A 21541-nucleotide genomic window follows, 5' to 3' on the forward strand; every position below is an offset into this window, starting at 1 on the left:
GCGATTTGGCAGATTTTCGAAGCGGCAAGATGGTCCTCACTGTGATTGGTGATTATACGGGTGCCATGAGAGTCGCCACCTGGAATGTAAATTCGATCAAGGCCCGCTTGCCGACCGTTCTTGAAGTGCTGAAAGAGATCGATTGCGATGTCATCTGCCTTCAGGAGATCAAGTGCGAGACGGACGCCTTCCCATACCTCGAAATTGAGGAGCTAGGCTATAATTGCGCCGTGCATGGGCAGAAGAGTTACAATGGCGTCGCCCTGCTCTCTCGCCATCCGTTAGAGGATGTGCGCAAAGGGCTACCCGGCGACGAAAGCGATGACCAATCTCGCTACATTGAAGCGCTGGTGCTCAGCGATCAGCCGGTTCGGGTTGGCGGAATATACCTGCCAAACGGCAACCCTGCCCCCGGCGACAAATATGATTACAAGCTGGCCTGGATGGACCGGCTGGCAGACCACGCAAAAGCACTCCTCGAACAGGAAGAGGCATTTGTGCTCGGGGGCGATTACAACACGATCCCGCGCGATGTGGACTGCTGGGATATTGCTGTCTGGCGCGATGACGCCCTCGCCCTGCCGAAGACCAGGCAGGCCTTTCAGAAGCTCAAATGGCTCGGTCTGACGGAGGCCTACGACGTCGCCGACGGCCGGGCGCACGAATATTCATTCTGGGATTATCAGGGCGGGGCATGGCAGAAAGGCCACGGTATTCGCATTGATCATCTGCTGCTCTCACCCCAAGCTGCGGACCGTCTCGAAGGCGTCGAGATTTTCAAGAAGGCACGCGGGCTCGAGAAACCGTCCGATCACGTACCGGTCATTGCAACATTGAGAGACGACGAGATCTAGTTCTTGGTCGCGCAGCTGCGATTGTAGGCGGCCACGCCTTCGTTCAGACTGACAACTTTCTCCTGCAGCTCGGCTTCAAGCGCGTAGAGTTCGTCCTTTAGCGAATTGTATTTCGCTTTGGTCGCGTCTGCGGTTGCGGTATGTTCAGGCGTCCAGCCACGCGTGGCTTCGGCTTCTTCCCAGACATCTCCTGCATCTTCAACGCTGACAAGAAGTGCGTCGCGTTCCGTTTTCAGGTCAGCCGCCTCGGCCTGCTGGGCATTGAGCGACTTGCCCTGACTGTAACAACTTGCCGACGCCATAGCCGGTGTGAAAGCGGCTGAGACGATCGCGGCAATCGAAATGGCCGCACCAGAGCGCAAGGAAAGAAGGTGTTTCATGGAAAACACTCCTAACTTCAGTTTCGTGAAGCCTTGCTGAACAGATTGGCCATTTCTGGACCACATTTGGGCATCTGCAATGGACCTTACAGATCCGCGTAAACGTGACGCTCTCCGTCGAACCCTTCGTGCGTGACCGCGCCGAGATGAGCCGGCCCAACCAGTTTCGAGAATTTTGCGAGCGCCCCGGAACCATAGCGGGTCTGGCGGGGCTCCCACTTACGCTTGCGGTCGGCCATCTCCGCCGGAGAGAGGCGGACGTCGATCGTTCCTTTTTCAGCATCGATCGTGATGATATCGCCATCCTCGAGCAGGCCGATCGGCCCACCTTCCTGCGCTTCCGGGCCGACATGGCCAATGCAGAAGCCGCGTGTCGCGCCAGAGAATCGACCATCCGTGATCAGCGCGACCTTGTCGCCCATGCCCTGCCCGTAAATCGCCGCCGTGGTCGACAGCATCTCGCGCATGCCAGGGCCGCCTTTGGCCCCCTCATAACGGATCACGAGGACATCACCTTCCTCATACTCCTTGTTCTCAACGGCTTTGAAGCAGGCTTCTTCGCCATCGAAGACGCGAGCCGGTCCCTGGAACTGAAGTTTTTCAAGCCCTGCGACCTTCACGATCGCGCCGTCTGGCGCAAGTGAGCCCCAAAGGCCGACAACGCCGCCCGTTTTGGTGATGGGCTTGCTCGCCGGGTAGATGACCTTCTGCTCTGGGTTCCAGGTCACCTCTTCGAGGTTTTCGGCCCAGGTTTTGCCTGTGACCGTCATACAGTCCCCGTGAATGAGGCCTTCCTCATGCAGCGTCTTCATCAGCATCGGCACACCGCCCGCTTCGCCGAAATCCTTGGCGACATATTCGCCGCCCGGCTTCAGGGACGCAATGTATGGGGTCTTCTGGAAGATTTCGGCGACGTCCTTCAGCTCAAACTTCACGCCGCACTCATTTGCCATGGCCGGCAGATGGAGCGCCGCATTGGTCGAGCCACCTGTGGCCGCCACAACGATCGCAGCGTTCTCGAAGGCTTCTCGTGTGCAGATATCCCGCGGGCGCAGACCGCTCTCGATGAGGCGCATGACAGCCTTGCCGGACTCAACAGCATACTCGTCGCGATTGGTATACGGCGCAGGAAGAGCTGAAGACAGCGGCAGCGCAAGACCAATGGCTTCGGACACGCAAGCCATTGTATTTGCGGTGAATTGGCCGCCGCAAGCGCCGTCACCGGGACAGGCGAGCTTCTCCAGGGCGTGGAGCTTCTCCTCGGTCATCTGATTATTGCCAGCGGCGTGGGCACCGACGGCTTCGAAGACGTCAAGGACGGTGACGTCCTTGCCCTCAAACTTGCCGGGCATGATGGAGCCGCCATACAGGAAGACCGATGGCACGTTGAGGCGGAGCATCGCCATCATCATGCCGGGCAGTGACTTGTCACAGCCAGCGACGCCGACGAGCGCGTCATAGCCGTGGCCGCGCATCGTCAGTTCGACAGAATCTGCAATGACTTCACGGGAAACCAGCGATGAGCGCATGCCTTCATGGCCCATGGCGATGCCGTCCGTGACGGTAATCGTGCAAAACTCGCGCGGGGTGCCGTCCGCTTCCTTGACGCCTTCGGAAACCGCATGGGCCTGGCGCATCAGCGCGGTATTGCATGGAGCGGCTTCATTCCAGCAGGAAGCAACGCCGACAAAGGGCTTCTTGATGTCCTTGGTCGACAGGCCCATTGCGTAATAATAGCTGCGGTGCGGCGCGCGCGCCGGGCCTTCGGTCACATGACGGGATGGAAGGCGTGACTTGTCCCAGGTCTTGCTCATATCGGGGGCCTCCAGGGCGGAAATTGAACTCGCCGCCTGAATAGGACGCCAAAGCCGCTGGCGCTAGTCGTTTGGAGAAATTTCCGCCTGATCAACTGTGAAATATCCTGCCCTTCGAGCTTCATTTGACAGGCCGAAACCAGGCCGATTTTCGCACAATCGTCAGTTAAGTGGTCTATTTGAGCAAGATTATGCCCTTGTCCAACACATCAGGTACTCAAGGTCCCTGTGTTCACCGACCGGGAACCAGAATTCATCCACCTTCTCAAATCCCATGCGATGATAGAGCCTTTGAGCCCCATGGTTTTCGGAGAAGACGGAAAGGAACATCTGCGGTGCGCCTTGCGCCTTTGCCCAGACAAACGCCTCCTCAGCAAAGCGCGTCCCGAGCCCCTGCCCCTGCAAAGGCTCATCGACATAAAGGCGCTTCAGCTCAACAGCGCCCGGCGCCGGATCTTTTGCCGGCAAGCTGAGCGGCCCGCAAAGGAGGTAGGCGCCAAGGTCACCATCAGCGCTTTCGGCGACCCGGATCAGGAGATCGGCGCGACCTAGACGGGGCCTGTAGAAAGCCTCGCTGTGCGACTCTTCCAGAAAGGCGTCGAGATCCTCTCGGCGGTAGAGATGGGCGAACTTGTCACAGAATGTTTTCCGCGACAGCGCCGCGATGGCCTGCAAGTCATCCGGTGTCGCGTCGCGAACGACGAGATCGGTCGCATCGGTGTCAGGCATCGTTCAGCTTTTTTACCTCGTCGATGCTCAACCCAATGCCGGCAACACCCATAATGTCTTCCAGTTGCTCGAGACTGGTGGCACTGGCAATCGGCGCCGTTACGCTCGGACGTTCGAGCAGCCATGCAAGCGCGATCTGCGCCATCGTCGCATTATGCGCCTCGGCAACCTCTTCCATCGTGTCGAGTAGCGCCAAGTTGCGATCGGTCAGCCACTCCTTCATTCGGCCGCCGCGTGGACTTTTGTCTAGATCGGCTTCGCTGCGGTACTTACCGGTCAAGAAGCCCATGGCGAGCCCGAAATATGGAATGACGCCAATTCCGTTCTTGAGGCATAGGTTTTCAAGATCGCCGACATAATCGTCCCGGTTCATCAGATTGAGATGCGGCTGCAGGACGGTGTACGACGCTCGGCCATCTTCCTGACCCGCTTCGAGCGCTTCGGCGAGCTGTTTCGCATCATAATTCGAGGCCCCAACGAATCGCACCTTGCCCTGATCAATCAGTTTCTGGTGCGCCTTAAGCGTTTCCTCGATGGGCGTGTCCTCATCGGGCGCATGAGAGAAATAAAGATCGATATGATCGGTCTGCAGACGCTTTAACGACGCCTCGCAATTCTCGATGATCCGATCTGCTTTGAGGCCGACATTCCCGTCACCCATATCCATGCCGACCTTGGTGATCAGGAACAGCTCATCGCGGCGCTTGTCGGCGGCCAGCCACTCGCCGATCACCGTTTCGGACTCGCCGCCCTTATGGCCCGGAATCCAGCGCGAATAGACATTGGCGGTATCAACCGCATTGAAACCGCCATCGAGGAAAGCGTTCAGAATATCGAAGCTGGTCTCTTTGTCCGCTGTCCAGCCGAAGACGTTTCCGCCCAGGACAAGCGGGGCAATTTTTGCGTCGGGTTGGCCGAGAGTGCGCATGTCCATGATGGTATCTCCTGAAACTGTTACATCAGTCAGGTAGGGTGCTGGCGCACCGTTACCAACCGGCAATTACTCGGCAGCGAAAATTGCCGTTTCCAGCGTCCCGCTCGCGTCCATCATACCGCGATACATGCCGGCGGAGTTGAAGACAAAAGCATATTGCCCTTCGCCGCCCATGACGATGACACCCCCGTCACCGCCGAGGGTTTCGACCTGACCAAGAGCGTTTTCTGCTGCCGCCACGATCGTTTCGCCAGCGAGCTCGACGCGCGAACAGATGGTTTTGGCGACACCGACGCGGATGAAGTATTCGCCGTGGCCGGTCGCAGAGACGGCGCAGACACCGTTCTGGGCATAGGTCGCAGCGCCGATAATGGGCGAGTCGCCGACCCGGCCGGCCGCCTTTGCGGTCATCCCGCCGGTCGTTGTCGCCGCAGCGATGTTGCCTTGCCGGTCAATCGCAACGGCGCCGACGGTGCCGTGACGGTCTGCGTCGGTACGGGTCTGCTCCCTGAGCACACGGTCGAGCGCCTGGCTGCGACGCTCGGTTGTGAAATAGGAATTATCGACCATCTCCAGCCCGGCAGTTTCAGCGAAATTGTCGGCGCCTGGCCCGGCGAACATCACATGTTCGGACTGGTCCATCACGGCGCGGGCGGCAAGGATGGGGTTGCGCACGCGAGTGACGCCTGCGACAGCGCCGGCATTGCGGTCGCGGCCATCCATGATCGAGGCGTCAAGTTCGTGAATGCGGGCAGCTGTCATCACGGCGCCGCGCCCTGCATTGAACAGCGGATCATCCTCCATGGTCAGGACGGCAGCCTGAACGGCATCGACGGCGCTGCCACCGGAGGCCAGCACATCGCCGCCTGCCTTGAGCGAGGTTTCGAGTGCGGCCGTGTAGGCCGCTTCCCGTTCAACCGAGAGGTTCTCGCGCAAGATGACCCCTGCCCCGCCATGAATGACGATGCGCCATTCAGGTGTGTCATCGGCATGCGCGGGGGCGTGGATAATCGTGACCATTGTGGCAAGCGCGCAAAAGACTGAACGGATCACGTTTAGTCTTTGCTCTTGTCAGCAACAGCAGATCTGGCCGGCTCGAGCCGCGCCTCCGCCTTGTCCAGAAGACGCGAAAACTTCGGAAGGATGACGGAATCGATAAGCACGAAAATGGCGATGCCGAGAGCGATGTTCCAGATCATTAGCGGGGTCCAATCAATTGCCTGCCTCAGTGTTCCCGCGCCGCGAGCGGTTTTTCAAGGGCCGCGCAACAATCTTCCGGGTCATTGCTTCATTTTACCTGATCGCATTGGACGGATCAGGGTATTTGTCGGCGTTTCAAACTTCAGCTGTCGTCGCGGTGCTCATCTTCCAGCGTGCGCAGGCCCGGCTGGGCATTGCGGTTCTGGCGTTTGAACAGCCAGGCCAGCACGATCATGTCCAGAACCACGAAAGCCATTATGCCAATCACGATCCAGATATTCATGTTGCGCTCCTTTGGCTAGGCAATCGAGGCTAATTGGTCGCGCGCAGAGGCGAGCTTGGCAAGCGTGGCTTTCCATTCAACCACGCGTTCGCGATTTTCCTCAACGATTTCTGGCGGCGCCTTGGAGACGAAGTTCTCGTTCTGGAGTTTCTTCTCAGTGCCGGTGATGTCCTTGTCGAGTTTCGCCATCTCCTTGTCGAGGCGGGCGATCTCGTCGGCAGGCGTGATGAATTCCTCGACTTCGAGGGCGATAGTCTCGTCACCAGAGGCGATCGTCACGGCACCGGCGGGCTTATCATCCGCGATGGCGAAGGCCGAGAGGCGCGCCATCTGTTTGATGGCCGTTTCGTTCTCGCTGGCCCAGCCTTTCACCTTGTCGGACGCGCCGATAAGGGAGGCCGCAATCTGCGAGCCAGCGGGGACGTTCAGGACAGAGCGGGTCGAGCGAATTTCGGAGATGGTATCCAGAACCCACTGAAGTTCCTCTTCAGCATCTGTGTCAGCCCACGCGCCTTTGAAGTCTGGCCAGGACTGCCTCATCAGGAAGCCCGGACGTTTGCGCGCGTCGTCTTCCGTCTGTTCCCAAAGCGCTTCTGTGACGAACGGCGTGATCGGATGGAGGAGTTTCAGCGTCTGGTCGATGACCCAGCCGCATGTCTTGCGCGTTTCGGCCTTGGCCGCCTCGTCCTCGCCGTTCATGACGGGCTTGATCAGTTCGATGTACCAGTCGCAGAGGACGTTCCAGATAAACTGGTAGAGCGCATCGGCGGCTTCGTTGAACTTGTAGGCTTCAAGCGCGGCGGTGACGGCGTCTGCGGCCTCGGCGAGCTCTGCGGCGATCCAGCGATTGAGTGGGAGTTTGAGGTCGCCGGGCTGAAGGTTGTGGCCGAACTCGCACTGATTCATCTCAGCGAAGCGGGTCGCGTTCCAGAGCTTGGTGGTGAAGTTGCGATAGCCTTCGACGGCCTGGTTGGAGAGGCGGATATTGCGGCCCTGGGCGGCCTGGCGGGCGAAGGTGAAGCGCAGCGCGTCGGCGCCATACTCATCGACCAGTTCCAGCGGGTCCATGGCGTTGCCCTTGGACTTCGACATCTTCTGGCCCTTCTCGTCGAGGACGAGTGCGTGGATGTAGACATCGTGGAACGGGATTTCGTCCATGAATTTGAGGCCCATCATCATCATCCGGGCGACCCAAAAGAAGATAATGTCATGCGCGGTGATGAGCACACTGGTCGGGTAGAAGGTTTTCAGATCCTCGGTCTTCTCAGGCCAGCCCTGCGTCGAGAACGGCCAGAGGGCGGAAGAGAACCAAGTGTCGAGGACGTCTTCGTCTTGCTCAAGGCATATGGGGTCACTTTTGTATGCCGCGCAGACAATCTCTACGATTTCATCTGGCACGTTCTCATCATGATAAAATTGCTGGTAGTGTGACTTGGCCTGCTCGACGGCCTCTTCCCTGGACACCGCGACAAAAGGTTTGCCATCCGGGCCATACCAGACTGGAATCCGATGCCCCCACCAGAGCTGGCGCGAGATACACCAGGGCTGGATGTTCTCCATCCAGTTGTAATAGGTCTTGGTCCAGTTCTCGGGCACGAACTTGGTCTTGCCGGAGCGCACCGCCTCAATGGCGGGCTTGGCGAGCTCTTCGGCGTTCACGAACCACTGGTCCGTCAGCATCGGCTCGATCACGACGCCGGAGCGGTCCCCGAAGGGCTGGGTGATCAGCTTGTCCTCGATCTCGATCATCAGGCCGTCGGCATCGATATCCTCGACCACGCGTTTGCGGGCCTCATACCGGTCAAGCCCGCGATAGGCTTCCGGAACGAGGTTGAGCGCATCGATCTCAGCTGTTGTGGCAGATTTACCGCCCGCGATCTCTTTCGCCGCAGCCGCGCTCTCTTCATAGCTTGGGCCATCCGTACGCATGCGCGCTTCGACATCCATGAGGCGGTACATCGGGATATTGTTGCGCTGCGCGACGCCATAATCGTTCTCGTCATGCGCACCGGTAATCTTGACCGCGCCGGAGCCGAAGTCCGGGTCCGGATAGTCGTCCGTAATAATCGGGATCAGACGGCGATGCTCTTTCGGGCCAACCGGGATCTCGCACAGCTTGCCGACAATTGGGGCGTAGCGCTCATCATCCGGATGGACCGCCACAGCGCCGTCGCCGAGCATTGTTTCGGGGCGTGTCGTGGCGATGGAGATGTAGTCGCGGGTTTCTTCGAGCGTGATGTTCCCGTCCTCGTCCTTCTCGACATAGGTGTAGGTCTCGCCGTCCTGGAGCGGGTATTTGAAGTGCCACATGTGGCCTTTGACATCGCGGTTCTCGACCTCGAGGTCCGATATCGCCGTCTGGAAGTGCGGGTCCCAGTTTACCAGGCGCTTGTCGCGGTAGATGAGGCCGTCCTCGTAGAGCTGCACGAAGACCTTCTTCACCGCGTCCGACAGGCCCTCATCCATAGTGAAGCGCTCATTGTCCCAGTCGCAGGAGGCGCCGAGGCGTTTCAGCTGGTTGATAATCTGGCCGCCGGACTTCTCTTTCCATTCCCAGACGCGGTCTACGAACTTTTCGCGGCCGAGGCTGGCGCGGCTCTCATTGCCATCTGCAGCGAGCTGGCGCTCAACCACCATCTGGGTCGCGATACCGGCATGGTCGGTGCCCGGCTGCCAGCGCACATTCTTGCCGCGCATCCGCTCGAACCGGATCAGCGTGTCCTGCAGCGTGTTGTTGAGCGCGTGGCCCATGTGAAGGACGCCGGTGACGTTCGGCGGCGGGATAACGATGGAATAAGCCTCGGCGCTGGTATCGCCGGAGGGACGGAAGCATCCAGCTTCCTCCCAGCGCTCATAGATGCGCTGTTCGGCACTCGCAGGGTCAAAGCGTTGGTCGAGCATATTCAAATTCCATCAGGACAATAAACAAAAGGCGCGCCGGTTATGGCGCGCCTCGTCTCTATATCAAAGAGTGTGAGCTGTTCTAGCCTGCCATGCGCGCAATACGGCGGACTTCTTCTTCCACCTTGCGCTCGACGATGGCTGGCAGGTTGGCATCGAGCCACTCTTTCAACATCGGACGGAGCATTTCCATCATCAGGCCTTCGAGCGTGTTCGGGTCGCCGCTCTCGGTAGATTGCTTGACCATCAGCTTGCCAAGCGCACTCGCGGCGGCGCCGGCGATGCGCTCATCGGTGATGCCGCCGCTTTGTGCGGCTGGCGCTTCAGTCTTGCCACGTAACATGTGCGTTTCCTCGCTATGAGAGACTGGTGCCGGTTCGGCGGCGGGCTCATCTTCTTCTTCGGTGACCGAGACGAACTCTTCCTCAAGATCGGTTTCGGGCGCCGACAGTGTATCCTCGATGACCGGTTCAGAAACATCCAGATCGACAGCATCGAAGTCGAAATCCTCGAGGTCCGGGTCAACCGGAGCTGCGGTCTCTACCGCTTCTTCTTCGATGGATTCGGCGGTCAGATTGTCGAACATGTCCTCGTCGACGTCCGTGAGAAGATCGTCATCGTCAGAAAGCGATTCGAACTCGTCATCCGGGTCGCTGGCCAATGCCTCAGCGGTGCTGTCTGAATCCTCAAGCACATCATCCAGCGACAGATCGTCGAACTCATCCGGCTCGCCAACCGATACAGCCACTTTCGGTTCCGGGGCTGCACGCGTCGCCGTCGCGCCGCCCGTGTCGCTATCATCAGCGATAATCTTGCGAATGGAGGCGAGGATTTCCTCCATTGTCGGTTCTGCTTGCGCTTTGTCGGCCATTCCCAGCTCCCGAATGGTATGTTGTCATGTTGCCCTTCTGGGCTACACCGCGTCGGTTAATAGGGTGTTATGATGGATTCGCTGGACGATTGCACGTCAACGAACAGTTAGCGAATGCCAATGCCCAGCATTTCTGGGGATAGACGTCCCATTGCGGCGAGCAACTGGTGCACGGCGACGTACCGGTCCCGCTTGGCCGTGACCACTGCCAGGCGCGCCTCCAGCAATTGCTGTTCCTGATCCAGGACATCCAGCGTGGTCCGAAAGCCGACCTTCAATTCTTCCTGAGCGCCTTCATAAGCAATCTCGGCGGCTTCGACCTGCCGCTCCGTCGCTGCAACTGCACGTGACGCGGCCTCATGAGCGTACCAGGCCTGAGCGACCTGGGCCCGGATCAGACGCTCATTCAACGCAATCTGACTCAGCGCCTGACTGCGCTGGAGCTTGGCTTCGCGCAGGCGCGAGGCGTTGAGGCCTCCGGTAAAGAGAGGAACGCTCGCTTGGGCCCCCGCCACAAAGTTCGTGTCCGTGAAACCATCGGTATGGTACTCCTGCACGCCGGCCTGAGCGATGGCGGCAAGCTCGGGCCGAAGGCTTCCCTTGGCAAACTTTATGGCTTCGCGCGCGGCCTGCTCCGCGTGCCGGGCCGCTTCGATGGCTGGATTGGAATTCAACGCTTGATCAAGCGCCTGTTCGAATGTCGCCGGAAGCTCTGGCGCTGGTGGGACTGGCGCCAGCTCTCCGGCCTCGGTTCCCGTCAGATAAACATAATAAGCGAGGCTGCCTTCGAGCTGAGCCTCCGCCGCTGCCAGCTGAGCGCGCCCCCCTTCCAGCCGGGCTTCAGACAAGGCCACATCAGTGCGTGTGATGTCACCGACCTCAAACCTGTCTTCCGAAGCGGTCAGCTGTCCTTCCAGAAGCTCTATGCTGCTATTGCGGATATCGATGACGGCGCGATCGCGGATGATGTCTACATACGAAGTGATCGTGTCGAGCATCAGCGACTGGGTCGCCGCGTCCAGCTGCGCATCAGCTGCGAAGGCGTTGGCTTCGGCCTGTCGCACACCTGCTCCAAGACGACCGCCCGAATAGATGGGAAAACGAGCCTCAAGCTGTGCTGAAGCAACCGGCCGGTCACCATTGTTGAAGGCGAACGGACGGCTGGAGTCGATCGACTCATAAAGGTAGCTGCCGAACACACTGACGGTCGGCTTGCCGCGAGATCGCGCCTGATTGATCCGCTCTTCAGCGATATCGGCGGCGTCTCTCTGAACGCGAATATCCGGATTGTTGAGGTAGGCGGCGCCGAGCGCGTCCTGAAGCGACTCGCCAGATGCTGGCGGCGCACCAACAAGCAGGAGCGAAGACACGCTTGCCAATAGGTATGTCAGCCTCATCCCGCATCCTCCTCATCCACTCAACGTAGACTAGGCACGAATTTCAAAAAAGTGAACACTGTTCACTCTTTTGCTAACGACAGGTAATCAGTGGGGCTCGGCCCGCTAGAATGCGAAGCTTTTCTTCTTCCGGAAACCGGGAAGCTCCGGTGGGCAGCCATCGAAGACATCGCGATAAGACGTCGTGTCCCCGGCACGTGTATAGACACGGCCGCGCGCCAGATCCCGTCCGACAGGAACCGGTACGCCAAGACGCCCGCCTTCTGCCAACTGGCTGAACCAGGCCTCAGGAGCTTCTTCAACGGTGCCCGTGACAAATATGATGTCGAACGGCCCCTGGTCCGGCAGCCCGTCTCTGAGATTGCCCTGCACGGCCACGGCACGATCGATGCCCAGCTTGCCGAACCGGTCCGACATTTCATCCACGAGGGTTTCGTCATCTTCCAGAGCGATCGCCGTCTCGATGATGCGCGCCAGCAGGGCCGTTTCGTAACCGGCACCGGCGCCAATCACGAGCGCAATATCATTTGGCTGGGGATCGAGAGATTTCAGCATTTTTCCGAGATCGCGCGGCGTCCAGAGCGCGCGGCCCTCGCTCGTTTCAATCTCGTATTCCGCATAGGCAATCGCCTGATCCGCTTTGGGGACAAAAGCTTCCCGCGGCGTATGCAGGAAGGCTGAAACGATTTCAGGATCCGTCACATCATTCGGGCGGACCTGAGTGTCGACCATGGTCTGGCGCATCTTTGCGAAATTCACGGGGCAGCATCCTCTTCAAGGCTCAGACTCGTTTGAGCCTCGCAATATATTAGCCGGCTCCAACTGGCAATGTGACCATATGTGAGAAAGGCCGCTTTCTTCGATTGCATGCGGCAAGGCACGCTGCTATCAGATCGCCCTGCTCTGAACGGCCCTGTGGCGGAGTGGTGACGCAGCGGATTGCAAATCCGTGTACCCCGGTTCGATTCCGGGCGGGGCCTCCAGATGCAAGCTTCCAGACAATTCAAGGCAATCACTCGGCCCCTACTCTGGGTCCTAGCTTCCGCGATAGGTCGAATAGCCATACGGCGACAGCAGCAGCGGCACGTGGTAGTGGCGTCCCGTGTCCGAGACGGTGAATTGAATATCGATCACGTCAAAGAAGGGGGCTTCGCCTTCGCCCGGATGGGTCGTGCGCAAATATGACCCCGCCTGAAACGTCAGCTTGTAAATGCCTTTTTCCAGCGACCCGCCGTCCAGCAGGTCCGCGCAGCGGCCATCATCATTCGTCTTATCGCGTTTGATTTCCTTGCCGTTAAGCGACACTGAAACCGACACGTCCCGCGCCGGCTGTCCGGTGACAAGGTCAAGCACATGCGTCGACAGTCCCATTATGCCCTTACCTTTTCGTCCGGCGTCCATTCGCTAACAAACTCTTCATCGTTATAGCCGAGATAGGCTTCCAGCCATGCGCCCTTGTCGTCAAGGAAGAGCTGATCAGCAACCGCCTTTGCCAGGCGTGGGAGCGCGTAAGGCAGCCCTGTCAGCGCGGACGCTGACAGCCCGAGGCTGACCAGCGTAGAGTAATTAAACGCGAAGAGGCCGTGCACATCCGCAGCGTCTTCCGGCGTACGGGGCGTGAATTCGAATCCGTCGCCGAGATAGGGATGCAAGTCGAGGAGCCGGTTCCTGATCGCTTCCGGCGCGTCGAATACGTCGCCCCAGCGCGCAATGCTATCGGCGACTTCTGAGAGTTCGGGGCGCAGCTCGACATCGGTCAGCATGCCGGTCGAAAGAACAACGAAGTCATAGGTCAACGTGCCTTTTGGCGTCGTGACTTCGACGCCAGTCCCGGTGTCGCGCACCGCTTCCCAGGGAGAGCCGAGATGAAGGCCAAAGCCGGGATAAGCCGCTGCCCTCTGAAATGTGTCATTCGTCGGAGGTTGGTTCATCGTGATGAAGTGCGAGATGACCTCGTATTTGCGCGCATCGTCCAACGCGGCAAAGCGGGGCACGACGCCCGTCTTCTCCATGAACCGGATCGGGTTGATACGCGGCATTTTCTTGCGGCGCATGAAGACATCGACCGTGTCGACACCGAGTGAGAGCGCATGCTGGGCATTGTCGAATGCCGAGGCTCCGCCGCCGAGGATACCGACACGCTTGCCTTTGAGCGCTTCATAATCGATCGCTTCGGAGGTGTGTGCGTATCGCGATTTCGGCAGCGCATCCTTGATGAAGTCAGGCGTGTGCCACTCGCCGCCCCCCTGGATGCCCGTCGCGAGGATCACCTTGCGGGCCTTTATGGTTTGCGGGCCGGACGGCGTGGTTACGTTCAGCTCGTGAATGCCACCTCCTGTCGGCGTAATTTTCGTCACTTTCGACTCGTTCTGGACCGGCAGGTCGAGGATATCCCGATACCAGCGGAGGTAGCCCATCCAGTCCTTTCGGGGGATCTTGTCGATAGAATCCCAACCTTCTTCCCCGTGCTGGGCGACCCAGTATTCCCGAAACGTCAGGGAGGGGATACCGCAATCGATGGAAAGCAGGTCCTTGGGCGTTCGCAGTGTGATCATGCGCGCATAGGTCACCCACGGGCCTTCGAGGCCTTTCTCATTCTCATCGAGGATCAGAACATTGGTGACGCGTTCCTTGCGGAGCGCGAAGGCCGCGCCCATGCCACTCTGCCCGCCGCCGACGATAACAACATCATAGACCCCTTCGCGCGGTTCAACCCAGGTCGGCGCGTTGAGCCCCAGGGCTTCGAGGTCATAGCGCACACGCGCATTGTGTTCGGCAAGGCCAGTCATGACATGATCTCCTCCAGTCGGATCCCGACGATCTTTGAAACTTCGTCGAGCGCCGTGCGGAATTCGGTTTCGCGGTCATTCTGAAGTCTTTCGCGCATGGCTCTCAGAATGCCCGGCTTGTCGGTTAGTCGCACGCAGATGATGAATGGAAAATCGAAGCGCTCGCGATAGGCGGCGTTGAGCGCATGAAACTCCTCGTATTCGGCGGGCGTCATCCGGTCGAGACCCGCCGATGCCTGTTCGGCGGTGGACGCATCGGTCAGGGTCTTGTCCATGGCGGCCTTGCCAGCCAATTCCGGGTGAGCACGCAGAAGCGAGAGCTGCCGGTCCTCTCCGGCCGTTTCCACCACGTGCGTCATCGCAGACTGTAGATGATCGCGATCCTTGAAGGGTCCGCGCTCAGCGCTTTCGGCAACAATCCAGGGGCTATGCTCGTATAGATCGCCGAATGCTTCGATGAAGGCGGAGCGGTCCATGGCATTCACGTCATCGATCGTCATGAGCCGGACCCTTCTATCGAGACGTGCGCAGAGACGACCTTCCAGCCGTCAGGAAACTTCACCCAGGACTGGCTCTGCCGGCCGCGCCTGTCTGTCCCTTCACGGAAGAATTCGACATTGGCGGTGGCGAAACTGTCTCCATAGGTGGCGATCTCGACACGTCCGAGTTTTCGCTGTGGAGACCCACCGCGCCCTCTGCGAAAGGCCGCGATCTCATCATAGCCGTACAACACCTCGCCGACGCCGTATCGCACGGTCTGAGGCGCCTGCCGGAAGAGGTCGTCCATGGCCGCAATATCATCTTCCATGAGTGCTTTTTCGTATCGTGCCAACGCTTCGCGCACCTCGGAAACGACCGCAGGATCATCAATCTTCATACGGATGCTCCTTTAGCCAATGATTTGCGATATCGATCCGCCGCGCGATCCACACATCGTCCGTGTTGAGAATGTGATCGAGAAAGCGGGATATGGCGAGCGTACGGCCCGGCCGCCCGGCAATGCGTCCGTGAAGGCCGATCGACATCATTCGACCGCCTTCGGAATGCAGCACATCAAACGTATCCCTCAGATAACGGAAGAACTCTTCACCCTCCGCAAAGCCGTTATACGCCACGATCTTCATGTCGTTCACATCCAGCGTATACGGAACGATAAGCTGTGGCTTGCCATGGCGACTGTCATAGTAAGGCAAATCGTCGGCATAGCTATCAGCGTCGTAGGTGAAGCCGCCCTCTTCCACGACGAGACGCGCCGTATTCGGACTGGTGCGCCCCTGGTAAAAACCAAGCGGACGGCTGCCGGTCAGACGCGTGTGGATGTCGATGGCTTCGGCAATATGTGCCCGCTCCACGGCTTCATCGACATACTGGTAATCAATCCACTTCAGGCCGTGGCTGGCGACCTCCCAGTCAGCGGCCAGCATGGCCTCCACCGCTTCGGGATTCATCTCCATCGCTTTCGCAACGCCAAAAACTGTCATCGGCACGCCTCGTGACGTGAAGAGGCGGTGAAGCCGCCAGAAGCCGGCGCGCGAGCCATATTCGTAGAGGCTTTCCATTGCCATGGACCGCATGCCTTCGTGCGACCCCGCGCCGACCATTTCTGACAGGAATGCTTCGGAGCCCTTGTCGCCGTTGATGACGTTGTTTTCGGCGCCCTCTTCATAGTTCACGACAAACTGGACGGCCGTCCTGGCTCCACCAGGCCAATTTGGGTTGGGCGGGTTTGCTCCATATCCAACAAGATCGCGCATCATGACGCGTAGACCTCAAGCGCTGCATCGACCCCTGCCCCGGCGGCGACGCCGAAACCTTCTGCGCGAAGGACGGCTTCAAGCGCGCCCAGCGTTATCAGGACTTTATGCTTGCGGGCATTGTAGCCCATCGCGCCGATACGCCAGATCTTGCCATGCAAAGGACCAAAGCTTGTGCCGATTTCAATTTCGAAGTCTTCGCGCATTCGTGTGCGCACACGCTCACTCTCCACGCCGTCCGGGATATAGACGCCAGTGACATTGGTCATTCGGGTGGCATCGTCGCCAAACACGGTCAGCCCCATCGCCCGAAGGCCCGCCGTCATCGCTTCGCCGGCTGCGGCATGGCGGGCGAAGCGGGCGTCCAGGCCTTCGTCATGGCAAACGCAAGCGCACTCGCGGGCCGCATAAAGCATGCTGGTCGCTTCTGTATGGTGATTGAGACGCTTCTCCGACCAGTAATCCATGACCATGGCGAGGTCGAAATAATTGGATCCAATGCGCTGGCCGCTGCCCTGCTCCAGATCATCCCGCTGAATTCCGAGTTCGGTATGCCGGCGCGCAAAAATATGCTCTGCGGCGTGATCGGAAATCGTTATAGGCGCTGAGCCGGAAGGCCCGCCGAGGCATTTCTGAAGACCGCCCGTCACGATGTCGACGCCCCACCGGTCCGACGCAATTTCCATCCCGCCAATCGTCGCCGTCGCGTCGACATAGGAGAGCGCACCCGCTTCGCGGCAAAGGGCTCCCAAGCCTTCAAGCGGCTGCGCCATTGTCGTCGACGTATCACCGTGAACCGTCGCAACGACTTTGGGCTCAAACTCCGCAATCGCGGCGGCAACCTCATCCAGCGGTACGGTCTTGCCCCATTCGGCATCCACGGTTCGCACCTGCGCCCCGATCCGGCCGAGGATTTCCGTCAGCAGCAGGCCGAACCGCCCAAAGTTCAGCACCAGAACTCGGTCTCCCGGCTTGGCGAGAGAAATGAGCGACGCCTCGATGGCCGAGCGGGCGGTGCCATCGACGAGGAAGGTCCACTTGTTCTCTGTCCCGAATATCGGCCGGTAGAGCGCCATCACCTCATTCATATAGGCGGTGAACTCCGGATCGAATTGTCCGAGGAGGTCCGCTGACATGGCCCGTAGAACACGGGGATGCGCATTGACGGGGCCCGGCCCCATCAGCAATCGCTGCGGTGGATCAATTTGCTTGTAAGAGCCGGTCATCCGCCCGTGCCTCCATTAATTCGAGAAATTTCATCATGACCTGCAACGCGTCTTCCGCGTCGGCCGGTTCAGCATGTTCGGCAGGGTTATGGCTGATCCCGCCTTCGCAACGAATGAACAGCATCACGGCCGGACAAAGCTCAGACAGGATCATCGCATCATGTCCGGCGCCGCTGACCAGTGTTCGCCGCTTTTGCCCGCAGGCCTCCAGCGCATCTTCCATCAGATTTACCAGATCCGGATCGCACGGCGCCGCCGCAAGATCCTGAAGTTTGCCAAGCGTGATCTCCAGCTTGCGTCGCCGGCAGATATCCTCAGCCCGTTGAATAATACGATCGGCCAGCGCGTCCCGGCGCGTCTGGTCGCCCGCGCGCACATCAAGCAGAAAGCGCGTTTCTCCAGGAACGACATTCGCCGCACCGGGGAATGCCTCGATCCGGCCGACAGTCGCGACTTCGTCGACATCGCCGAGCCCGGCAAGGCGCTCAATTTCGACCATAATTTCAGCTGCGCCGGCGAGCGCGTCGCGCCGCAAATGCATGGCGGTTGTCCCCGCATGGCCAGCATCGCCCTTGATCCGGACTTCATACCGAAGCTGCGCTGCAATACCGGATACCGCCCCGACTGACAAATCCTCTGCCTCCAGGACAGGGCCCTGCTCAATATGCGCCTCAAGAAAGGCCAACACATCGCCCGGATGGCGCCTGGCCGCAGACAAACTGCCTTCCGGCATCGGAATGGAGAGTTCACTTTCGAAGTGATAGAGCGCTTGAGCCATTGTGACGCCGTCCGCATCCTGAAGATCCGCCGCGCCGGTGACGACCTCCCCGACCACGGCGCGCGAGCACATCATCGCCACCTCGAAACGAGAGCCTTCCTCATCGCCGAAAGCGATCACTTCGATGGCAAATGGCATCCGCTTGCCAGCAGCATTAAGCGCAGCGACACATTCAATGCCGAGCATAACGCCGAGCGGGCCATCATAGCAGCCACCATTGCGGACCGAGTCGATATGCGACCCGATGAGCAGCACTTTGCGATCTGGAGCGACTGCTTCATAGCGCCCGATGAGATTACCGGCCGCATCCATGCGGACCGTCATTCCGGCCTCTTGCATCCATTCGCTCGTTCTGTTGACGGCTGCGGCGTGCGCGGACGTGAGATAACCGCGATAGAGCGAGTTCGAAGTTGCACTAAAGGGCTGCTTTCCAAGCTCAAGACAGCGATCGATCGCGCGATGTCCGGATGCCCCTACCATGTCGCTACCGCCCCATCACTTCTCGGATCGCTGGCGCCTTCCATCCTTCCATCCGGGTACAGACAGATCGCTCCGGCATGTCCCATCAAGGTCGAGAAATCCTCGACCATTTCTATGTCGTGCCCGGCCTTTGCCAGCGCGTCGCACAAGCCCTTGGGAAAGCGCGCTTCAAGTTTCAGGGAAATGCTCTGCTGGCCCCAAGTGCGCCCCAGAAGCCAGCGCGGTCGGTCCACAGCCTCCTGCAGCGGAACGCCAAACCGGGCGAAACGGGAGAAGATGGCAGCCTGCGTCTGGGGCTGCCCCTCGCCGCCCATCGTTCCGTAAGCCAGGACGCGCCCGTCATGAAATTTCGCCAAGGCCGGGTTGAGCGTATGGAAGGGTTTGCGACCGGGTTTGAGAGCATTCCAGCCGGATTCCGCCAGGCGGAAACTCGCACCGCGATTTTGCCAGACGATGCCTGTCTTTGGCAGCACGATGCCCGATCCGAATTCGAAATAGGTAGATTGAATCACGCTGACGACCCGGCCTTCAGAATCGGCGGCGCCGAACCATGTTGTGTCACCGGGCTGACTGGGCCGCGGCCAGGGCATGGCCATCGTGGGATCGATGTCTGCCGCCATGGCTTCAATGGCTGCCGTATCGTCCAGCACACTCTGAGCACTGGCCGTCATGTAGGCCGCATCGCCAAGGCCGATCTGCCGGTAGCGGATGAAGGCCTGCTTTGTCGCTTCGACGAGCCCGTGAATGTGATCGAAGCCCTCCGCTTCATTCGGATCCTGCCGATCAAAGAGAGACAGAATCAGCAACGACGTTAGGCCCTGCGTCGGCGGCGCGGTGTTGAAGAGCCTCGCCTCGCGGACCGTCATAGTCAGCGGCTCATGAAATTCCGCAGTATGGTTTTGCAGGTCTGATCGCGTGAGCGGGCTGCCGACCACTTCCAGTTCATCGGCAATATCGTTGGCGAGATCGCCCTCATAGAACGCGCGCAGTCCCTGTTCTGCGAGGCTTTCAAGCGTTCGCGCCAGTGCGGGTTGTTTGAGCCGATCGCCGGCTTTGAGCGGTTCGCCCGCCGGTCGAAAGACATCGGCATAACCCGGAACGTCTTTCAGCTCCGCATCCTTTGCGGCCGCGACGTCGGACCCGCCCTGGGTAACCGTGACGCCCTCTCGCGCATAGTGAGCGGCGTCACGCAGCAGGCGCGATAGAGGCAGCGAACTGCCCGTCTTCTCCAGGGCCGCGTCCCAGCCGGATATGGTGCCAGCCGTCGTGATCGCCGCAAGCGGACCGCGCCACGGCACGGTTTTCAGATTGGCGGCCTCGTAGAGCGACAGGGAGACCTTCTCCCCAGCCGCGCCGCAGGCATTGATGCTGTAGACCGAGCCATCCGGTTCGGAAACGAGCCAGAACCCATCTCCGCCAATGCCCGTCATATGAGGATAGACCACGGCCAGCGCCGCTGCGGTGGCGACGCAGGCTTCGACAGCGTTGCCGCCATCTTTCAACACCGCCAGCCCCGCCTCGCTCGCGAGATGATGAGGGCTTGTGACCATGCCCTTGCTTGGAGGGGTGCCTTCCACCATCACGTGGCCCCGGCAAATATTCTTGGCGTTTCGATAGCCACCACGCCCTCAGCCAGCAGGCGTTCGGCAACGTCAAACAACACTTCCTCGCGACCGCGCGCAGCAATGAGCTGCACGCCCATTGGAAGGCCTTTATTCTGACGAACCGGGACCGACAGGATCGGCACGCCAGGCAAGCTCAAAGGCTGTGTGTACAGCCCAAGGTTTGCGCGGGCGGAAACCATCTCCCCATCTATTTCGATCGTGCCGGCCTCAATGTCTGGCGCGGTGCATGGCGTCGCCGGCGCGATGAGTACGTCATACTCATCGAGCCTGTACCACACTTCCTGAATTGAGCGGTCCGCCATTTCGCGAGCGTCCGCCATCATCTTGTCCGGTAACATGGCCCCAGCGATCAGGCGGTCGCGCACAGCGGGGTCATAATCCATTGGCTGCGTGCGCAGATATGGCAGGTGAAGGCACCCACCCTCGTACGCGGTGATCAGAAAAGACGCCGACCGGCCCGCTTCTGCCAGATCAAGAACGACCTCATCTTCGCCGCCCAGTGCTTCGAATACAGTCTGCGCCGCGTCGAAGGCGACCTGCTGACCGCCCTTTTTGAACCAACCGCCCAGCAGACCGACCTTCAGAGTGTCTGGCGCCGGGTTGGTTGCTTCCGTCTGTCCGAGGACGCGAAAGGCAGCGCGCATCAGATCCATTGACCGTGTGAAGATGCCAGCCGTGTCGAGACGGTCTACAAATGGGTACACCCCCTCCATTGGAAAGGCGCCATGCGTCGGCCTCAGGCCAAATATCCCGCACAGGCTCGCTGGCACACGCACTGACCCATTCGTGTCGGAGCCCAGTGACAGAGGCACCAGTCCAGCCGCCACAGCCGCCGCCGAGCCGCCAGAAGAACCGCCAGCGAGACGCGTTGGATCATGCGGGTTGTGCGTCACGCCGAAATGGCTGTTCACCGTTGCAAAGCCGTAGGCAAACTCATCCATATTGAGTGTGCCGGTGAGGATCGCCCCCGCTTGCTTGAGGCGTTCGACGACCGGCGCTTCTTGCTTCGCCGCAGGCGCATGCTGCAGGATCGCCGAGCCCGCTGTGGTGGGCAAGCCTTTGACATCAAACAGATCTTTTACCGCAAACGGCACGCCGGAAAGCGGCCCCGGCGCCTCTCCCTGTTTCAGGCGCTCGTCCAGGTCAGCGGCGGCGCTGAGCGCTTCCGACCGGCAAATCCGCGTAAAGCAATTCAGCTCATCATCGAAGCGTTCCACAGCACCGAGTGCGGCCGAAACCGCTTCTACCGCGCCACCCGAGACGACACCGTTAACAGACATCAGTCGCCTGCCCTGGCCGCGCGGACCTTTGCATGATGTGCCAACAGCAATTCCAGATTCTGGCGGATGGCCGGCAGCATCTCGTCTTCAAGCTTAACGCCAAGCCGATCAGCTTTCGCTTCCAGATCGTTCCGATCCAGTGATATTGGCGTCTGTTCCTGATCCGACGACATGGTCCCTCTCATTGCGGTTCCGTCACCTGGGCCCGCAAAGTTCTCAGTTTCTGTTGTGGCACCGGCCTGCTTC

At 59.7% G+C, this 21541-nt stretch carries 22 protein-coding genes and 1 tRNA gene; 2 read left to right on the forward strand and 21 right to left on the reverse strand.

Features of this window, described 5'->3' with window-relative positions:
* The first annotated feature begins 65 nt into the window (after positions 1–65).
* Positions 66–854 carry an exodeoxyribonuclease III gene (xth, locus tag WNY37_RS11985; RefSeq protein ID WP_342974899.1) on the forward strand — a complete coding sequence of 263 codons (789 nt, stop codon included), beginning with the start codon at positions 66–68 and terminating at the stop codon, positions 852–854.
* Here the strand turns inward: xth and WNY37_RS11990 are convergent.
* The 11 genes from WNY37_RS11990 to WNY37_RS12040 form a co-directional block, all read right to left on the reverse strand.
* A complete protein-coding gene (locus WNY37_RS11990) occupies positions 851–1234 on the reverse strand; it encodes a hypothetical protein (protein WP_342973622.1) in 384 nt (127 codons plus the stop codon). The two genes, xth and WNY37_RS11990, sit on opposite strands and share 4 nt — an antisense overlap.
* Before the next feature lie 86 nt (positions 1235–1320).
* Entirely contained in the window at positions 1321–3048 is a 1728-nt protein-coding gene (gene ilvD / locus WNY37_RS11995; RefSeq protein WP_342973623.1) for a dihydroxy-acid dehydratase, read from the reverse strand.
* A gap of 189 nt (positions 3049–3237) precedes the next feature.
* Positions 3238–3777, reverse strand: coding sequence for a GNAT family N-acetyltransferase (locus WNY37_RS12000; protein WP_342973624.1), 540 nt, complete (start codon positions 3775–3777; stop codon positions 3238–3240).
* Entirely contained in the window at positions 3770–4711 is a 942-nt protein-coding gene (locus WNY37_RS12005) for an aldo/keto reductase (RefSeq protein WP_342973625.1), read from the reverse strand. The genes WNY37_RS12000 and WNY37_RS12005 overlap by 8 nt, the downstream gene beginning before the upstream one ends.
* A gap of 66 nt (positions 4712–4777) precedes the next feature.
* Positions 4778–5764 (reverse strand): isoaspartyl peptidase/L-asparaginase, encoded by a 987-nt coding sequence (locus WNY37_RS12010; protein ID WP_342973626.1) that lies wholly within the window; start codon positions 5762–5764, stop codon positions 4778–4780.
* A gap of 2 nt (positions 5765–5766) precedes the next feature.
* Positions 5767–5910, reverse strand: a complete 144-nt coding sequence (locus tag WNY37_RS12015) for a hypothetical protein (protein WP_342973627.1) — start codon at positions 5908–5910, stop codon at positions 5767–5769.
* A gap of 143 nt (positions 5911–6053) precedes the next feature.
* The gene (locus tag WNY37_RS12020) at positions 6054–6194 is read right to left on the reverse strand and encodes a hypothetical protein (protein WP_342973628.1); all 141 of its coding nucleotides are present in this window, start codon (positions 6192–6194) and stop codon (positions 6054–6056) included.
* 15 nt (positions 6195–6209) lie between these two features.
* A complete protein-coding gene (locus WNY37_RS12025; protein ID WP_342973629.1) occupies positions 6210–9095 on the reverse strand; it encodes a valine--tRNA ligase in 2886 nt (961 codons plus the stop codon).
* Between the two features lie 82 nt (positions 9096–9177).
* Positions 9178–9966 (reverse strand): DUF2497 domain-containing protein, encoded by a 789-nt coding sequence (locus WNY37_RS12030; protein ID WP_342973630.1) that lies wholly within the window; start codon positions 9964–9966, stop codon positions 9178–9180.
* Between the two features lie 107 nt (positions 9967–10073).
* Complete coding sequence (locus WNY37_RS12035; protein WP_342973631.1) at positions 10074–11363, reverse strand: TolC family outer membrane protein; 1290 nt, start codon at positions 11361–11363, stop codon at positions 10074–10076.
* A 105-nt stretch (positions 11364–11468) separates the two neighbouring features.
* Complete coding sequence (locus WNY37_RS12040) at positions 11469–12122, reverse strand: protein-L-isoaspartate O-methyltransferase (protein ID WP_342973632.1); 654 nt, start codon at positions 12120–12122, stop codon at positions 11469–11471.
* A gap of 150 nt (positions 12123–12272) precedes the next feature.
* Here WNY37_RS12040 and WNY37_RS12045 point away from each other — a divergent pair.
* Positions 12273–12346, forward strand: a tRNA-Cys gene (locus WNY37_RS12045).
* Between the two features lie 52 nt (positions 12347–12398).
* Here WNY37_RS12045 and uraH read toward each other — a convergent pair.
* From uraH to WNY37_RS12095, 10 genes are read right to left on the reverse strand one after another with little or no spacing between them, the layout of a single operon-like run.
* Positions 12399–12734 carry a hydroxyisourate hydrolase gene (gene uraH / locus WNY37_RS12050; protein ID WP_342973633.1) on the reverse strand — a complete coding sequence of 112 codons (336 nt, stop codon included), beginning with the start codon at positions 12732–12734 and terminating at the stop codon, positions 12399–12401.
* Positions 12734–14152, reverse strand: coding sequence for an NAD(P)/FAD-dependent oxidoreductase (locus WNY37_RS12055; protein WP_342973634.1), 1419 nt, complete (start codon positions 14150–14152; stop codon positions 12734–12736). The genes uraH and WNY37_RS12055 overlap by 1 nt, the downstream gene beginning before the upstream one ends.
* Positions 14149–14652, reverse strand: coding sequence for a 2-oxo-4-hydroxy-4-carboxy-5-ureidoimidazoline decarboxylase (gene uraD, locus WNY37_RS12060; protein ID WP_342973635.1), 504 nt, complete (start codon positions 14650–14652; stop codon positions 14149–14151). Before uraD ends, WNY37_RS12055 begins: the two co-directional genes overlap by 4 nt.
* Positions 14649–15029 (reverse strand): oxalurate catabolism protein HpxZ, encoded by a 381-nt coding sequence (gene hpxZ, locus WNY37_RS12065; protein WP_342973636.1) that lies wholly within the window; start codon positions 15027–15029, stop codon positions 14649–14651. Before hpxZ ends, uraD begins: the two co-directional genes overlap by 4 nt.
* Positions 15019–15909 carry an allantoinase PuuE gene (gene puuE / locus WNY37_RS12070; protein WP_342973637.1) on the reverse strand — a complete coding sequence of 297 codons (891 nt, stop codon included), beginning with the start codon at positions 15907–15909 and terminating at the stop codon, positions 15019–15021. The genes hpxZ and puuE overlap by 11 nt, the downstream gene beginning before the upstream one ends.
* Complete coding sequence (locus WNY37_RS12075) at positions 15906–17132, reverse strand: alanine--glyoxylate aminotransferase family protein (RefSeq protein WP_342973638.1); 1227 nt, start codon at positions 17130–17132, stop codon at positions 15906–15908. The genes puuE and WNY37_RS12075 overlap by 4 nt, the downstream gene beginning before the upstream one ends.
* Complete coding sequence (locus WNY37_RS12080) at positions 17107–18390, reverse strand: allantoate amidohydrolase (protein WP_342973639.1); 1284 nt, start codon at positions 18388–18390, stop codon at positions 17107–17109. Before WNY37_RS12080 ends, WNY37_RS12075 begins: the two co-directional genes overlap by 26 nt.
* Positions 18384–19970 carry a gamma-glutamyltransferase gene (gene ggt / locus WNY37_RS12085; protein WP_342973640.1) on the reverse strand — a complete coding sequence of 529 codons (1587 nt, stop codon included), beginning with the start codon at positions 19968–19970 and terminating at the stop codon, positions 18384–18386. Before ggt ends, WNY37_RS12080 begins: the two co-directional genes overlap by 7 nt.
* Positions 19970–21295, reverse strand: coding sequence for an AtzE family amidohydrolase (locus WNY37_RS12090; RefSeq protein ID WP_342973641.1), 1326 nt, complete (start codon positions 21293–21295; stop codon positions 19970–19972). Before WNY37_RS12090 ends, ggt begins: the two co-directional genes overlap by 1 nt.
* Positions 21295–21468, reverse strand: a complete 174-nt coding sequence (locus tag WNY37_RS12095; RefSeq protein ID WP_342973642.1) for a hypothetical protein — start codon at positions 21466–21468, stop codon at positions 21295–21297. The genes WNY37_RS12090 and WNY37_RS12095 overlap by 1 nt, the downstream gene beginning before the upstream one ends.
* Positions 21469–21541: the final 73 nt, after the last annotated feature.

Origin of the sequence: Henriciella sp. AS95 (assembly GCF_038900055.1) — a bacterium.
Taxonomy (GTDB): domain Bacteria; phylum Pseudomonadota; class Alphaproteobacteria; order Caulobacterales; family Hyphomonadaceae; genus Henriciella.

Excerpts from the sequence above, each read along its gene's own strand:
- xth (WP_342974899.1), top strand. The coding sequence starts at position 66 with ATGAGAGTCGCCACCTGGAATGTAAATTCGATCAAGGCCCGCTTGCCG.
- WNY37_RS11990 (WP_342973622.1), bottom strand. The coding sequence starts at position 1,234 with ATGAAACACCTTCTTTCCTTGCGCTCTGGTGCGGCCATTTCGATTGCC.
- ilvD (WP_342973623.1), bottom strand. The coding sequence starts at position 3,048 with ATGAGCAAGACCTGGGACAAGTCACGCCTTCCATCCCGTCATGTGACC.
- WNY37_RS12000 (WP_342973624.1), bottom strand. The coding sequence starts at position 3,777 with ATGCCTGACACCGATGCGACCGATCTCGTCGTTCGCGACGCGACACCG.
- WNY37_RS12005 (WP_342973625.1), bottom strand. The coding sequence starts at position 4,711 with ATGGACATGCGCACTCTCGGCCAACCCGACGCAAAAATTGCCCCGCTT.
- WNY37_RS12015 (WP_342973627.1), bottom strand. The coding sequence starts at position 5,910 with ATGATCTGGAACATCGCTCTCGGCATCGCCATTTTCGTGCTTATCGAT.
- WNY37_RS12020 (WP_342973628.1), bottom strand. The coding sequence starts at position 6,194 with ATGAATATCTGGATCGTGATTGGCATAATGGCTTTCGTGGTTCTGGAC.
- WNY37_RS12025 (WP_342973629.1), bottom strand. The coding sequence starts at position 9,095 with ATGCTCGACCAACGCTTTGACCCTGCGAGTGCCGAACAGCGCATCTAT.
- WNY37_RS12030 (WP_342973630.1), bottom strand. The coding sequence starts at position 9,966 with ATGGCCGACAAAGCGCAAGCAGAACCGACAATGGAGGAAATCCTCGCC.
- WNY37_RS12035 (WP_342973631.1), bottom strand. The coding sequence starts at position 11,363 with ATGAGGCTGACATACCTATTGGCAAGCGTGTCTTCGCTCCTGCTTGTT.
- uraH (WP_342973633.1), bottom strand. The coding sequence starts at position 12,734 with ATGGGACTGTCGACGCATGTGCTTGACCTTGTCACCGGACAGCCGGCG.
- WNY37_RS12055 (WP_342973634.1), bottom strand. The coding sequence starts at position 14,152 with ATGACTGGCCTTGCCGAACACAATGCGCGTGTGCGCTATGACCTCGAA.
- uraD (WP_342973635.1), bottom strand. The coding sequence starts at position 14,652 with ATGACGATCGATGACGTGAATGCCATGGACCGCTCCGCCTTCATCGAA.
- hpxZ (WP_342973636.1), bottom strand. The coding sequence starts at position 15,029 with ATGAAGATTGATGATCCTGCGGTCGTTTCCGAGGTGCGCGAAGCGTTG.
- puuE (WP_342973637.1), bottom strand. The coding sequence starts at position 15,909 with ATGATGCGCGATCTTGTTGGATATGGAGCAAACCCGCCCAACCCAAAT.
- WNY37_RS12075 (WP_342973638.1), bottom strand. The coding sequence starts at position 17,132 with ATGACCGGCTCTTACAAGCAAATTGATCCACCGCAGCGATTGCTGATG.
- WNY37_RS12080 (WP_342973639.1), bottom strand. The coding sequence starts at position 18,390 with ATGGTAGGGGCATCCGGACATCGCGCGATCGATCGCTGTCTTGAGCTT.
- ggt (WP_342973640.1), bottom strand. The coding sequence starts at position 19,970 with ATGGTGGAAGGCACCCCTCCAAGCAAGGGCATGGTCACAAGCCCTCAT.
- WNY37_RS12090 (WP_342973641.1), bottom strand. The coding sequence starts at position 21,295 with ATGTCTGTTAACGGTGTCGTCTCGGGTGGCGCGGTAGAAGCGGTTTCG.
- WNY37_RS12095 (WP_342973642.1), bottom strand. The coding sequence starts at position 21,468 with ATGTCGTCGGATCAGGAACAGACGCCAATATCACTGGATCGGAACGAT.